Raw genomic sequence first — 13,992 nt, 5'->3', positions numbered from 1 at the left:
CAATGGTGGTTCAGTTTTCCACCTAAACCACTATTTTCCAGATTTGTTTTCTACCAGCCTTTTTCAGTCGGCTTGTATTTAAGCCTTAGCAATTCCGTAGTATTTTTTCCGTAACCAAAAGGAAACTCGAACTAATAAAATCAAAGCTGGCACTTCAACCAGAGGACCAATTACTCCTGCAAATGCTTGTCCTGAATTAAGTCCAAAAACCGCAATTGCAACTGCAATCGCTAACTCAAAATTATTTCCTGCTGCGGTAAATGCCACTGAAGCCGTTTTGTCATATTCTGCACCTGTTGCTTTGCTAAAGAAAAACCCAATGATAAACATTAGTGTAAAATAGATAAGCAAAGGAACCGCAATAATCAGAACGTCCATCGGTATTTGAACAATCAGTTCCCCTTTCAATGAGAACATAACTACAATGGTAAAAAGCAAGGCAACCAAGGTTAATGGGGAAATTGCCGGAATAAAATTATTTACATACCAGTGCTCACCCTTTAGTTTTACTAAAATTAGTCTGCTTAAAATTCCTATGAGGAAAGGAATCCCTAAATAAATGGCGACACTTACTGCAATCGTTCCGATTGAAATATCTACAATGGCTCCATCAAATCCAAAATAAGGGGGAAGAACCGTAATGAAAATCCAGGCATAAAAGCTGTATGCAAACACCTGAAAAATACTATTTAAGGCAACCAAACCTGCCCCATATTCGCTACTCCCTTCTGCCAGGTCGTTCCAAACCAAAACCATAGCAATACAACGAGCCAAACCGATCAAGATTAGTCCAACCATATATTCCGGATAATCCCGTAAAAATGTAATTGCCAAAACAAACATTAAAACCGGACCTATTATCCAATTTAGAATAAGTGAAATAGTAAGGATTCTTGTATTGCTAAAAACTTTTGGCAGTAATGAATAATTGACCTTTGCCAAAGGTGGGTACATCATTAAAATTAAACCAATTGCGATTGGAATATTTGTTGTTCCGCTACTAAATGAATTTATAACATTTGGAAATGTAGGTAAAAAATAACCAATACTAACCCCAAATGCCATTGCAACAAAAATCCATAGTGTAAGATTTCTGTCCAGAAAACTTAATTTTTTTAAAGCCATTTTTATGAATTTACTTGAGAGAAAACGTAAAACATTTCCGTAGCTATTTGTGCACTTCTTTCCTTATATTTTTCTGCTTGTTGTGGCGTATTGTCAAATACTTTCGGATCTTCAAAAGTTATGGGAATACGTTTTTCAGCCCCGGGCACAAACGGACAAGCTTCGTTGGCCGAATCGCATGTCATAATTGCTGCAAACTCAGATTTTGGATTAAAATCATCGTCTAATTTTTTTGAAAACCCAATTATTGGATGCTCGTTATCGCTATATTTAATGCTATAAATCGGATTGTCGTTTTTTGAGATGGCACTTATTTTAAAGCCTGAATTTTGCAAAGTTTCTACGACCATTGGAAAAAGTGCAGTTGCCTCTGTTCCGCCTGAATAACAAAACACCCGCTTAATTTGGAAGTAGTTTGCTATTGTTTGCGCCCAAACTTGCGATAAATGACTTCTTCTTGAATTGTGAGTACAAATGAAATTGATACGGATTTCTTGGTTTTCAGAAGTCTTTGATCGTATAAAATCAATTAATGGTTGTAAAACTTCTTTTCGTTCGGTTGAAATGGTCTGAGGGTTTAGCGCTTTAACCAAATTAGCTATTTCTAAAAAGATAGATGGTTTTGTCGTGGAGATTTTTTCCATACTTAAATTGGTTTTAGCAACAGTTTCCATCTGGTGAACAACAAGGCTCATTCGTTAAGGTTGATAATTCTACTTTCGTTTTTTCTGCTGGAATTCCACATTTTTCCTTTGCTAAACAGTCGGTTTGCTTACAGATGAGCAAGAAAAATTGCCCGTTAAAATCAAGTCCGAATTTCCCTATCGTATCGGACTGATATTCTACTTCGATTTCCAAATCCTTTATTTTTAGAACCTTTTCCGAAAGTTCAATAATATTTAATAGCTTTTCCGGATGCAATCTGTGATCATAATCGTTGGCATTCCAAAGTTGGAAGTTTACTACTTCTTCAATTCTTTCAGTTCCACCACAATCGATAAAGTGTTTAGTGATTTTACCAACTTCTGTAACGTGAAAATGGTTTGGAACTAATTCTCCGTTTGGTAATTGAAAACCAATAGTTTCCAATTCTTTTAAAACTAATTTTACCTGTGATAATTTCATTATTTTATTTCTTTATTGCGATTATACGATTAATTCATTTAATTTTTTTTAGCAGCAATTTGACTTTTCTTCTAGATCCTGGTTAAGAAATTCGTTCATCACAGATTTCATTGCTTTCCAATTTTCTGCGTGAACACAGTAGCAAACACTTGTTCCTTCTACATTACCTTTAATCAGACCCAAATGTTTCAGTTCTTTTAAGTGTTGTGAAATTGTTGGCTGGGCTAATCCAATTTCGTTTACCAAATCTCCACAAACACAAGATTCTATTTTAAACAAATGTTGTAAAATTGCTACTCTCGCAGGATGCCCGAATACTTTAGCAAAAAGTGAAATTTGATTTTGTTCGTCGGTAAACATTTCGGTTTTTGCTAGTCCCATCTTAGTACTTTATTATTTCATTGCAATATTACGATTAATATTGCAATGATCAAAAATTATATTACAAAAAAAACACAAAAGCTTAGTTCTCTACATAAGAACTAATACACATGACGGTATCTTTTGCATTTACGGGTGGGGTAGCTAGCATATATAAAATAATTCCGTCGCTTATTGCTATGTGTTCTTCTAGGATTGTGCCAAATTCATCCGTCGTATAGCCAACAACTTCATCTTTTTTTACCTCATCTCCGGCTTTAAAGTTACTATAAAAAATTCCATCAACATTTGCTTTAACATAGGTCTGTCTATTGCGATAGACTATATCTTTATGAGCGCCGGTTCCATTGTAATACATGTCCATAGTTTCAAGCATATTATAAATGCCTTGCTGAATTAGATTTACATTCTCTTTTTGTACGTTTCCTAACTTACCGCATTCAATGCTTAAAGCGATTTTTCCATCTTGTACGGCCTGCTTAAAAGTATATTTCGCCGCCTCGGTTGCCGTAAGCTTGTATGGATAAGAGACCACATATTGAAATCCGCTGTTTTCCGAAAGCTTTTTGGCCAAATTAGTTTGCTCCTGTTTTCTTTGGTTGTCATAATAACAAACAAAGGGAAGTAAATCTTCTGGGGCATCTCCCCCATGTACGTCCAGAAAAACATCGCTTACAGCAATAATATTTTCCCTTATAAAAAACGCTATTCGATCTGTGATACTACCCACTTTTTTTCCGGGAAAAGCATTGTTTAAATTTTTCTGGTCCTGTGGATTAATAAAAGGGGTTCGAGTATAGAAAGAAGCCAAATTGGCAATTGGAATAATAATTAAGGTTCCTCTTAGTTCCTCTGGATTGATTTCTTTGAGTAATGCTTGGGTAGCAATAATGGGTGGGTACTCGTAGCCGTGTACCCCGGCAACTATGGTAAAAACTGGTCCATGAGTTTTACCCTTTATAATGGATATAGGTAAATAACCAGAATTCCCTAAATCATCCAAAAACTCTATGCGAACATTTTCTTTTGTTGAATTAATTTTAGAATTGAAAACTCTCTGAAAGTCATTTTGTGCAACAGTGAATTGTAATATAAAAAACATCAAAAGAAAAAAAGCTATGGTTTTCATATGGTTATACATTCTTCTATTTTTCGTTAATTTACTCAGACAAAAACCCTAAACGCTCTATAATTGATAGGTGTTTGTCTGAATTCTCATTCTCTCGGAAATCATTATAAAGTCTAAAACTTCCATCGTAAGATACAATCCATATCGGCTTGTTTTTGTATACAAATAATCAATTGCTTGAGGGCTTTTTTTCTATCCACCATGCCCAAATAACAATTAGCCACATCAAATTAGCCGACCAGGCAACTGCTACAACACTCGGTGGTGGTGGGCTTAATAAATTCATCATATGAACAATAAGAAGAAAAAGAACTAACAACCAAAAGGCAATTTTCCGTTTGAAGTTTGGAGATTTAAAGTATAGAAATGCTCCAATTCCAAAAAGAGATAGTTCAAGGATTGTTTCTAAAACAGGATAATTCCATAGTCCAAGACCAACTTTCAAATCGCTGAAGGGTGCTATTGGTAAATCGGGTCGATGTGTAATGAAATCCAGAATCCAGTGACTCATCACTAAGGCTCCTAGAATCAAAGAGCCCTTTTTATTTTTCGTAAATAATAAATAACAGAGCCCAAAGATTATGCTCCACATCAAGGCCATAAATAAGCTGTGAGAATAAGGGTAAAACTCAAAATTTAAATGGGTCAGTTTAGTATTGCCAGGATCGATGGATAGAGATTCAATTCCAAGTAAAACAAGAATAGGCCAAATTAAATCTAATAGTTGAACGGCAATAAACATGATGGCTAATGAAGGTAGTTGTTTATTCTTTTTTGCTAATAATCCTATACCGTAATGACCTATAAACATAGTTGTTTTTTATTCGAGAGGCATAAGTCTTGCTAATTAATAGTTAGAGTATGGCTCATTCCAAGAGCTTCTAAGATAGTAAAAGGGGAGTTAAACCTTTGGAAAATCTACCGAATATTAGATGTACTATTAAAACTACTAGTATGTCCAAGTAAAATTTAATAAGAATCGGGTACTACCAATTTTTGTTGCAGGGTGTTAGGTTCCGTTTTTTCTCCTTCTTCATTCCAGTTATTAATCTACAAAGCAATTAAAAATATGATCACTACTAGTATAATTTCTCCAACGGCATAAAGTAAATGCCTACTGAGTCTTTTTTCATCTAGCAATAGGTGTCTTATACGTCTAAAGTCTTAACCATAGTTTCTATTCTTGATTCCCACACCTCAGTATACCATTAACAGTAAAGAATCTGTTAGCACTCAGATTTCACTTAATCCAACTAACGAATATTATCGCTGCCTAATTTTTCTTCAATTAATGTTATTATAGAATCGCACTCTGCACTTGCCGCTTCAATTTGAGGAATTACGAATTGTAAATTAAATTCTAACAAATTCAGAAAACTTTTAAAATGACGATCCTTTATAAAGTATTCGGCGTCCTTTTTATATCGTTCCACGTCCTTGCTCTTGGAAAAAGATTCCTCTCTTTTTTTAATAACCTCGAAACCAGTATCCGCAATAAATAAACCGTTAAAATCAATATGGTTTAAAGTAAGGTCGTTATATAAATATGCAGCTCTGTCTTCATAAACATGTTCCTCATTTAACTTAATACTTTTATAAGAGCTTCTTAAATCCAGTATTCTATTTTTAATTGTTTCATCTGTAATAAATCGTAAATGCGATGAATTTAAAACCTCTTCTAAAGTATTAGAGTTAGGAGTAAACCTATAAAAGGGAAATAAAAAATAATAATGGTTATAAAAGGTGTCTAAGTCATATTCCTCAGATTCTATCATCCTAAGTAATGCATTGGCACTAATGCTCTGCTTTTTTCTTGCCGAAATTAAAAATTCTAATAGGATACGGTCTTTTTCTAAATCTGTAACAAAGCCATCATAATATTTCTGAGTTATAAAATTTTCTTGCCTTAGCTCATTCCAATTATTAATCTGTAAAGCAATTAAAATTCCAATAACTACAAGTATAATCTCTCCTAAGGCATATTTTAGGTACTTCCCTGTTTTATTTTCAGAGAGTAATTGCTGTCTTATCTTTCTAAAGAAATTAATCATTGGTTGAGGGTTAAATAATTAAGCAGAAGGATAGTGAATATACTATTCTAATGAACTTCATATAGTATTAATAATAATTATTTTGGTTCGTATGGATCTTTCTGACCTGCAGGAATAGGAGGATTTTGTTGAAGTGATATCAGATGTTCCTCAAATTGTTTCAATGCGGCCTTTGGAACCCATGTATGTGGGAATAACACATTATTTCTTTCCTGTGGATCATCGTATAAATTATATACCCTTGGCATGGTATACGTATCCCTCACGGTATTCCATGATTCCTGTTCTTTAAAGTGAAGCTTCCAGTTTCTCCATTTCACCCCAAAAATATCATTCCCCATATAAACAATAAAACCATCGCGACCAGATTTATCCGTTTCATTAAGAAAAAAATCGCTCATATCTATTCCGTCAATTATTCGGTCTTGGGGTATTTTACTATTCGTGAGTTTGGCGAGGGTGGGGAAAAGATCCATGGCATGTACTATTTCATCACTGCTAATACCGGCTTTAATTTTACCCGGCCATTTAACCGCAAAAGGAACTCTGAGTGCACCTTCAAATCCTGTAAATAAAGTCCCGCGCCAAGGACCTGCAGTACCCTGAATAGAAGTTTCAACTGTTAAATTAGTACTGCCATAGTTTAATGCTTCAGGACCATTATCTGCCGTAAATATAAAAATTGTGTTTTCTGCAATACCTAATTCATCTATTTTATCCTGAAGCTCACCCAAGTAACTATCAATTTGCAGAAGCAGGTCCGCCCACAGACCATTGCCAGTCTTGCCTTCAAAATCTGGGTGTGGCATTGTGGGAAAATGTGTTGCTGTATAAGGAAGATACAGAAAGAAAGGACTATTTTCCCTTGCATTTCTCTCCATAAAGTCTAATGCTTTATCGGTAAGATCTCTATCAATCAAAGGTCGATAGTCTAGTCTGTAGGGTCTAACTTTTTCTGGAACACCACCCTTGGCAGAGCTCATTACATAAGTTTCCGGAACATCACTTTGGTTGAAACCCCTCATGGAGGAGTACGTTGACTCATCTGTTGAATTAGGCACACCATACCATTCGTCGAATCCCTGGTCTGTTGGAAAGCGACCTTCTGTTCTTCCCAAGTGCCATTTACCAAACATGCCGGTTTTATATCCATTGTTAGACAGTATTTCAGCTAAGGTTACCTCCCATTGCACAAGTCCGTACACGCCATCTCCAATTGGCACGGTTGCATTCCCACTCCTGATCGCATATCGACCCGTCATCAGGGCCGACCGTGAAGGAGTGCACTGTACTTCAACGTTAAAATTGGTGAGTCGAAATCCCTCCTCCGCTAATTTGTCCATTCGCGGCGTAGGCGTACCCCGTATTACTCCGCCTCCATTAAAACCTGGTTCTCCCCAACCAAAATTATCCAAAAACACAATTACTATATTCGGTTTGTCTTGTGCAACCATCGTAAAAGAGGTGATTAGGCAGATAGAAATAATCAAGATTTTCTTTTTCATGACAATTTGTTTTAGTTAGGTATAATGTTCTCTACTAATTGTAATTAACTTAGTTTAAATAGGCCTTATTCTGTTTTTACTACTACTATTTTAATTTAAGCGACAATTCCTATTATAAGAATAAGATATAAAAACAATCTTCTAAACTTGGATTGGGAATATATGTTAATACTTTTTCCCTAAGAATGATCCAAAAAATCAATAAAAATGGTAAATACTTTAAATCATGCTTGTGACTATGTCCATTATTGCAGTAGGCAATAGTTCTCGAAAAATCGATCACTAGGCGTTCAGACTTAGCATAAGTATTACCCAAAGTTCGGGCTATAATTTCGTAACCTTAATGGCCAACTAAATTAGCAAACAAACCATAATAGAGAACCAGCAAAGCTTTTTGTATCCAAGCAAATACTAGCAATTATTATGCGCAGTCTTAGCAAATCTTTATTTATTTATTATTAAACTTTTTACGGTTCCACTGATAGGTGATATTGTAACATCAGACCTATCCTTAATAAGATAAAATATATAAGAACTATTTTTTCCAATAACTTCTGCCTTAATTGAATTCCCATCTATAAAACTTATGCTGTCATTATAGTCAACATCCCCTGATCTTATTTTGTTTTTTAGTTTTTCTCCTTTTCCGAATCCAGACCCAACAAAGATCCCTACAAAAAATATGACTGAAAAAGTAGTTAGGGTGTTAAGGACTTTTTTTTCAACGACTATACCTTCCGTATTTAATTTAAAAAAGTTTACAAACCACTTTTTATCTTTTAACCTGTTACTCCACTTAGGCAATACGATAACCAATACTATTACCAATAGAGATAAGCTTAGTAATATTATATTAGAAGTCAGCTGTGAAATAGGACTTAATAAAACATCCAGGATATCGGAGTATTCCAGAATATTAACCCCAAACTGACTATAGAATAAAGTTTCATGGATAATTCCAAGTACTACTAATAGCACATATCCTAAGTATAAAATACTTTGTGTTTGTTCTAGATTACTCTTCATTTTTTAAAAATTGTTTTAATACTTGCCAGCGATCTAATGCATGGTATTCGCCCATTGCTTTCTCCATCAGCTTATATGAAATTTAAACTCGTTGAAAGATATTAATTTTGGGTAAGGATTAATGCATTCGAAGTACAAATAGTAAGGACTTGTGTTACTATTACAACTTTTCTTTAATTGCTTTTCTCCAATAATAAATGGCAAAGACGAAAGTTACCATTGCGAATATAATTCCATTTTCACCAAGCCAATATTCCGATCCTTCTATCTTCCTTGTTAAAGGCGGAAATATTTTCTGGATATAAACATTACTAACGGCGTGAAAGATCACTGCAGGCCACAAACTCTTAGATTTGAAGGTGTAATAGGTAATAATAAAGGACATTGAAATAATAACTACAAAAAATGCCGCCATTTCCAACAAAACATTTCCTCCATAATACACTAGTAACGGCCAGTGCCAAGATGCCCAAATTATTCCGCTAAAAAGTGAAACACCTGTGAAAGAAAGAACCTTTCTCAGTTCATAGATAAAAAACCCTCGCCAACCGATTTCTTCTCCTAAAGTTGTTGCCATAGCTCTTATTACACCGACTGTTCCTAATAAAGCAATAGCTATAATTAAGGCATATGTAGGATTCAATGATCCAATTCCAAGCAATCCGAGTTCTTTAGCCCAATCCAAAACCTCTGCTTCGCTGGCTAAACCACCCAATCCAAGTATCCAGATAAGCAAATAGGTAGTAAAAGCATACAAGGCAGGAACGGTATAAGAGAAGCGGATATATTTCCAATTCCCCCAACCCCAATTGAGTGAAGAGATAGCCCTTCCCTTATATTTTAGTGTAATTATTGCGGCTAAGGCTGGGCACCACATTAGCCCTCCAATATAGATACTTGAAGGGTATAAATTAACTATTGCATAATGAAATATTGAACTAAAAATTGTAAGAATTAAAAGGAAAATAGAGATAGTTTTCCAAGTTTCTTTGCGTTCTGATTTTTTTTCGAGCATTTAACTTATTACTAGATTATCTATTGGTAGACGATATTAAAACAGTTTTGTTTCATTGGACCTAACGGTTCGGTTAAAAGTAGAATTCGTCTAAACCAACAGAAGCACTCGATCATATAATTTATTCTTTTTTAAGCTTGGGACATGTATTCATTTTAACTTTTGTTAGCTGCCGTATTTACTTGTTTTCTTTTCGCAAAATTCTTTCCATTTTGCGGCCTTTTGCCAATTCATCTATCAGTTTTTCCATGCGTCTGCAATCGCGATATAAGGCAAATTCCTCGGGTATTTCTTCAATGCGATAACCACAAACTACTCCTTTAATCATGTAAGCATTTTGATGGACTTTGGCTCCCTCAAAAAAATCTCCAAAACTTCCATTGCCGGCAATAAAGGCATCTAATTCTCTCTGACTGTATGCCGTTAACCACATAATAATTCTGTCGAGTTCTTCCTTAGTTCTGCCGTGTTTTTCTATTCTTTTAAGGTAATGCGGATAAATGGATCCGAAGTTCATTTTACTGAATTGCTCATTTTTTTTAGCTGTAACTTTTGGCATTTCTCTGAACTAATTTTCGCTTAACGCCTTCAATGTAAGGTTAGTTGCGATAAAATATTTATTAAACTTTTTCACTGTTAAAGATAATTGTTTGCAGGATAATTTAAGACTAAAACACAACCGCAATTTATTATACATCTTATTTGCGGAGATATAGAAGTATTGGGTTATCTACAAACAAAAAAGCCGACTCCTATGAGTCGGCTTTTAACTTTGTACAGGCGGAGAGACTCGAACTCTCACACCTTTCGGCACTAGATCCTAAGTCTAGCGTGTCTACCAATTCCACCACGCCTGCATTTCCCAAACTGGCACCTGCCTGTTTAACGGGTTGCAAATATAAAGCAAATTTTCAATTTAAAAATAATGGAAGTGAATTTTATCAACCTTCTTTTTGTAAATTTAATGGCAATTCAAAATTAAATTAATGCAAAATATTAAGGCTTACCTGGAGGAACACAAAGATGAATTTATAAAAGAACTTATTGAACTCTTAAAAATTCCCTCGGTAAGCGCAGACTCCGCTTATTCTCAAGACGTCCTCAATACGGCAGAGGCCATGGCAGTGGCTCTTCAAAAGGCTGGTTGTGACCTTGTAGAGATTTGTGATACAAAAGGCTATCCAATTGTATATGGTGAAAAAATCATTGACACAGAATTACCAACTGTATTGGTATATGGGCATTACGACGTACAACCCCCAGACCCTGTTGATTTATGGGATTCACCTCCTTTTGAACCTGTAATCCGCAATACAGAACTACATCCAGATGGTGCCATTTATGCCAGAGGGGCTTCGGATGATAAAGGACAGGTCTATATGCATGTCAAAGCCCTGCAATATATGATTACACAAAATTCCCTGCCTCTAAATGTAAAATTTATGATTGAAGGGGAAGAAGAAGTTGGCAGCGAAAGTCTAAGTGATTTTGTAAAAGAGCATAAAGAGAAGCTTCAAAATGATATAATTCTGATTTCCGATACGGGTATGATAGCTAATGATATTCCTTCCATCACCACCGGACTTAGAGGTCTCAGTTATGTTGAAGTGGAAGTGACTGGCCCTAACAGGGATTTACACTCTGGTCTTTACGGAGGGGCTATTGCAAACCCTATCAATATTCTTGCAAAAATGATTGCGTCCTTGCACGACGAAAATAACCATATAACTATTCCCGGATTCTATGACAAGGTAGATGAATTAAGCCTGAAAGAAAGAGAAGCCATGGGTAAAGCACCTTTTAACATAGAAGCTTATAAGGATACCCTGGATATTGAAAGTGTTTATGGGGAAGATGGCTACACAACAAATGAGAGAAATTCTATTAGACCCAGCCTGGATGTAAACGGAATTTGGGGTGGGTATACGGGAGAAGGCGCGAAAACAGTAATTCCCAGTAAGGCCTATGCTAAAATTTCTATGCGTCTTGTACCGCATCAGGACTGGCATGAAATAACGGATTTATTTAAAAATCATTTCGAGAGTATTGCTCCGAAAGGAGTAAGAATAAAAGTAACTCCTCATCATGGAGGGGAGAGTTATGTTACACCAATAAATAGTATTGGTTACCTGGCCGCAAGCAAGGCATATGAGACTACGTTTGGTAAAACCCCTATTCCGAAAAGAAATGGCGGAAGCATCCCAATTGTTCCATTATTTGAAAAAGAATTGGGCTCTAAATCTATTCTAATGGGTTTTGGTTTAGACAGTAATGCCATCCATTCACCCAATGAACATTTTGGTGTATGGAATTTCTTAAAGGGAATTGAAACCATTCCTTATTTCTATAAATACTATGCCGAATTGAGTTCTGGCAAACAAAAGGATTAATCCCCTAATAATCAAAATTCTAATTTATTTTAAATATCGTATTCAGAAAAATATTAACCATTTATTAAGTACCAAATTTTTTAAACCTACGTTCTTTTATCATCAATCAAAACGAACACTATCATGATTCAACAATTTTTTATTCTTTGTTCCGGAGCCGATTCGGATATTCTCAACACATGTTCTAAAGGCGAAAAAAACAAATATGCAGGCATCGGTGCAACCGTTTTTTTTACTGCTGTTATGGCCTTTATAGCCAGTAGTTATGCATTATTTACCGTATTTGACAACCCCTATATTGCGCTATTTTTTGGACTTATTTGGGGATTGCTAATCTTTAATTTAGACCGATTTATTGTCTCAACTATCAAAAAAAGAAATAGTAGAAGAAATGAATTTATCCAGGCCGTACCGAGGATTTTGTTGGCGGTAATTATAGCGGTGGTAATTTCAAAACCTCTGGAAATTAAAATATTTGAAAAAGAAATCAATAGGGTTCTTCTAGAAGAAAAGAATAACATGACTTTGGCAAATAAAGATCAAATTGCTCTGCAATACAGTCCTCTGATTACTACATTAACAGAGGAAATTGGCCTTTTAAAGACAGAAGTTGCAACAAAAGAAACCGAAACTAATGCCTTATACGACACCTATATTTCAGAGGCAGAGGGAAGAGCCGGAACTATGTTGCTCGGAAAAGGTCCTGTTTATAAGGAAAAACGAGAAAAACATGATGCAGCCTTAGCGGAACTCCAGGAATTAAAAACACTTAATGCAACCAAGATACAGGACAAAGAAAACCAAATCCTCAAACTACAAACAGATTACGAGTTGGCCGTAAACAATAGTCAACCCATTATTGACGGTTTTGATGGATTGATGGCAAGAATAAATGCACTGGGAAAACTGCCATGGTTTCCTTCCTTCTTTATTTTTCTTTTATTCCTTGCTATTGAAACCTCTCCTATTATTGTAAAGCTATTAGCTCCAAAAGGCCCATACGACTTCAAATTGGAAGAAGAAGAGAGTACCCTTGAATCTTGGGTAACACAGAAGGTTACACAGCGTCAAAAACTGGTGGAAACGGATGGAATTTTAACCGAAAAAGTCTACTCTGAAATAGCAGAAGAAGAGGCTCTTTTTGCCTATAAGAAAGAAAAAGCAGAAGAACTTATCAGACTGCAAGCGGATGCCTTCCAAGATTTACAGATAAAAAGTCTGTAGCTTATAAGCATTAGTCTTGGCCACCCCATATACGATACCAAAGACCCGATAAGACCTCTCTGGCATCACCTTTATACTTGGGCACCTCCTCTACTTTGAGTTTATCCTTAAAAGGGAGTAGTTTATAACTAAAGGCATATATAGGATCTAAGGGGTCTGATTTTATTAGTCCAAACCTTAGGTCGTTATACACTATTACTTTGGCATTCATGCTTATAGTATACCAGCCTTTAGTAACTTTTATCAACCGCTGTATCTTATCATTTGAAGATAATTCCCCTAAAAGCTCATGATTCTTTCGATAGGGTGTAAATCTAATCGGTTTGGTATCAAAGAATGAGTATTCACCAATTAAATAGGCATCCTCCATATCAATATTTGCCGTCCATAAAATAGTATTAAATGGGGTTGGTCGAATTTCAATTTGATGGTATTGAATTTTTTGATTCTCTAAATTTTTGATAAAACTACTATAAGCAAGGGTCTTTAATCCTATTGTAAGTAATAGGTAAGCCGAACTTAGAATTAATCCCCACCTATTGTATTTAGATCTCCTGGGATCACTTATGGGTAATCGCATAGCCAAGATTAAAAAACACAAAAAAGGAAGTGTGTATAAGGGATCAATAACAAATATGCTTTGAAAGGCCAATCGCAAATCAAAGGGCCAGAACAATTGCGTGCCCCAGGTGGTAAAGCTGTCGAGTAGTGGGTGGGTAAAAAGCCCCCAAAACATAAGTAAAGACCAATCTCTCCAGCTTGCTTTAGCAGGACGTTCTATTTTAGAAATAATCCATCCAAACAAGGGCGCAAAAAGTACACTAAATAAAATAGAATGGCTAAAACCTCTGTGCCATTCTATTGCAGTAACTGTATCTACAAAATATCTCGATATAACATCTAAATCTGGTATGGTTCCGGCAATGGCCCCATACAACATAGCCCTGTTGCCCACTTTCTTTCCCAAAACAGCTTCCCCCACTGCTGCCCCCAATACAATTTGTGTTAGCGAATCCATAGT

The 13,992-nt window shown here is 35.5% G+C and carries 14 protein-coding genes and 1 tRNA gene; 2 read left to right on the top strand and 13 right to left on the bottom strand.

The annotated features are described in order from the left end of the window. Positions 1-78: 78 nt before the first annotated feature. From arsB to PXG98_RS05425, 12 genes are all read right to left on the bottom strand, one after another. On the bottom strand, positions 79-1,125 hold the full coding sequence (gene arsB, locus PXG98_RS05480) for an ACR3 family arsenite efflux transporter (protein WP_276389428.1): 1,047 nt from the start codon (positions 1,123-1,125) through the stop codon (positions 79-81). A gap of 2 nt (positions 1,126-1,127) precedes the next feature. Continuing rightward, positions 1,128-1,760: an arsenate-mycothiol transferase ArsC gene (locus PXG98_RS05475; protein ID WP_420909559.1), complete on the bottom strand. Its 633-nt coding sequence runs from the start codon at positions 1,758-1,760 to the stop codon at positions 1,128-1,130. A 22-nt stretch (positions 1,761-1,782) separates the two neighbouring features. Then, a complete protein-coding gene (locus tag PXG98_RS05470; RefSeq protein WP_276389424.1) occupies positions 1,783-2,250 on the bottom strand; it encodes a DUF6428 family protein in 468 nt (155 codons plus the stop codon). Between the two features lie 48 nt (positions 2,251-2,298). Continuing rightward, positions 2,299-2,631, bottom strand: coding sequence for an ArsR/SmtB family transcription factor (locus PXG98_RS05465; protein WP_276389423.1), 333 nt, complete (start codon positions 2,629-2,631; stop codon positions 2,299-2,301). An 82-nt stretch (positions 2,632-2,713) separates the two neighbouring features. After that, positions 2,714-3,760, bottom strand: a complete 1,047-nt coding sequence (locus PXG98_RS05460) for a M14 family metallopeptidase (protein WP_276389422.1) — start codon at positions 3,758-3,760, stop codon at positions 2,714-2,716. Between the two features lie 169 nt (positions 3,761-3,929). After that, on the bottom strand, positions 3,930-4,571 hold the full coding sequence (locus PXG98_RS05455) for a metal-dependent hydrolase (protein ID WP_276389421.1): 642 nt from the start codon (positions 4,569-4,571) through the stop codon (positions 3,930-3,932). A 442-nt stretch (positions 4,572-5,013) separates the two neighbouring features. Next, positions 5,014-5,811 carry a DUF6090 family protein gene (locus tag PXG98_RS05450; RefSeq protein ID WP_276389420.1) on the bottom strand — a complete coding sequence of 266 codons (798 nt, stop codon included), beginning with the start codon at positions 5,809-5,811 and terminating at the stop codon, positions 5,014-5,016. A 77-nt stretch (positions 5,812-5,888) separates the two neighbouring features. Further along, positions 5,889-7,316 carry an arylsulfatase gene (locus PXG98_RS05445; protein WP_276389419.1) on the bottom strand — a complete coding sequence of 476 codons (1,428 nt, stop codon included), beginning with the start codon at positions 7,314-7,316 and terminating at the stop codon, positions 5,889-5,891. A gap of 444 nt (positions 7,317-7,760) precedes the next feature. Beyond that, positions 7,761-8,342, bottom strand: coding sequence for a hypothetical protein (locus PXG98_RS05440; RefSeq protein WP_276389417.1), 582 nt, complete (start codon positions 8,340-8,342; stop codon positions 7,761-7,763). Positions 8,343-8,502: 160 nt separating this feature from the next. Next, complete coding sequence (locus tag PXG98_RS05435) at positions 8,503-9,357, bottom strand: CPBP family intramembrane glutamic endopeptidase (RefSeq protein WP_276389415.1); 855 nt, start codon at positions 9,355-9,357, stop codon at positions 8,503-8,505. 178 nt (positions 9,358-9,535) lie between these two features. Beyond that, positions 9,536-9,916: a DUF2200 family protein gene (locus PXG98_RS05430; RefSeq protein WP_276389414.1), complete on the bottom strand. Its 381-nt coding sequence runs from the start codon at positions 9,914-9,916 to the stop codon at positions 9,536-9,538. A 216-nt stretch (positions 9,917-10,132) separates the two neighbouring features. Further along, a tRNA-Leu gene (locus PXG98_RS05425) sits at positions 10,133-10,214 on the bottom strand. 129 nt (positions 10,215-10,343) lie between these two features. Between PXG98_RS05425 and PXG98_RS05420 the strand changes: the two genes are divergently transcribed. Beyond that, on the top strand, positions 10,344-11,747 hold the full coding sequence (locus PXG98_RS05420) for a dipeptidase (protein ID WP_276389413.1): 1,404 nt from the start codon (positions 10,344-10,346) through the stop codon (positions 11,745-11,747). 123 nt (positions 11,748-11,870) lie between these two features. Next, positions 11,871-12,971 carry a DUF4407 domain-containing protein gene (locus tag PXG98_RS05415; protein ID WP_276389411.1) on the top strand — a complete coding sequence of 367 codons (1,101 nt, stop codon included), beginning with the start codon at positions 11,871-11,873 and terminating at the stop codon, positions 12,969-12,971. Positions 12,972-12,981: 10 nt separating this feature from the next. On the opposite strand, the gene PXG98_RS05410 is transcribed toward PXG98_RS05415, so the two are convergent. Then, complete coding sequence (locus tag PXG98_RS05410) at positions 12,982-13,989, bottom strand: metal-dependent hydrolase (protein ID WP_276389409.1); 1,008 nt, start codon at positions 13,987-13,989, stop codon at positions 12,982-12,984. Positions 13,990-13,992 lie beyond the last annotated feature (3 nt).

Origin of the sequence: Eudoraea chungangensis, assembly GCF_029360665.1 — a bacterium.
GTDB lineage: Bacteria > Bacteroidota > Bacteroidia > Flavobacteriales > Flavobacteriaceae > Eudoraea > Eudoraea chungangensis.
Note: the sequence above shows the minus strand (reverse complement) of the source record. Positions and strands in the feature narration are given on the sequence as shown.

What these genes read in the sequence shown, in the direction of transcription:
- arsB (WP_276389428.1), bottom strand. Translation starts at nt 1,125, where the DNA reads ATGGCTTTAAAAAAATTAAGTTTTCTGGACAGAAATCTTACACTATGG.
- PXG98_RS05470 (WP_276389424.1), bottom strand. Translation starts at nt 2,250, where the DNA reads ATGAAATTATCACAGGTAAAATTAGTTTTAAAAGAATTGGAAACTATT.
- PXG98_RS05465 (WP_276389423.1), bottom strand. Translation starts at nt 2,631, where the DNA reads ATGGGACTAGCAAAAACCGAAATGTTTACCGACGAACAAAATCAAATT.
- PXG98_RS05460 (WP_276389422.1), bottom strand. Translation starts at nt 3,760, where the DNA reads ATGAAAACCATAGCTTTTTTTCTTTTGATGTTTTTTATATTACAATTC.
- PXG98_RS05455 (WP_276389421.1), bottom strand. Translation starts at nt 4,571, where the DNA reads ATGTTTATAGGTCATTACGGTATAGGATTATTAGCAAAAAAGAATAAA.
- PXG98_RS05450 (WP_276389420.1), bottom strand. Translation starts at nt 5,811, where the DNA reads ATGATTAATTTCTTTAGAAAGATAAGACAGCAATTACTCTCTGAAAAT.
- PXG98_RS05445 (WP_276389419.1), bottom strand. Translation starts at nt 7,316, where the DNA reads ATGAAAAAGAAAATCTTGATTATTTCTATCTGCCTAATCACCTCTTTT.
- PXG98_RS05440 (WP_276389417.1), bottom strand. Translation starts at nt 8,342, where the DNA reads ATGAAGAGTAATCTAGAACAAACACAAAGTATTTTATACTTAGGATAT.
- PXG98_RS05435 (WP_276389415.1), bottom strand. Translation starts at nt 9,357, where the DNA reads ATGCTCGAAAAAAAATCAGAACGCAAAGAAACTTGGAAAACTATCTCT.
- PXG98_RS05430 (WP_276389414.1), bottom strand. Translation starts at nt 9,916, where the DNA reads ATGCCAAAAGTTACAGCTAAAAAAAATGAGCAATTCAGTAAAATGAAC.
- PXG98_RS05420 (WP_276389413.1), top strand. Translation starts at nt 10,344, where the DNA reads ATGCAAAATATTAAGGCTTACCTGGAGGAACACAAAGATGAATTTATA.
- PXG98_RS05415 (WP_276389411.1), top strand. Translation starts at nt 11,871, where the DNA reads ATGATTCAACAATTTTTTATTCTTTGTTCCGGAGCCGATTCGGATATT.
- PXG98_RS05410 (WP_276389409.1), bottom strand. Translation starts at nt 13,989, where the DNA reads ATGGATTCGCTAACACAAATTGTATTGGGGGCAGCAGTGGGGGAAGCT.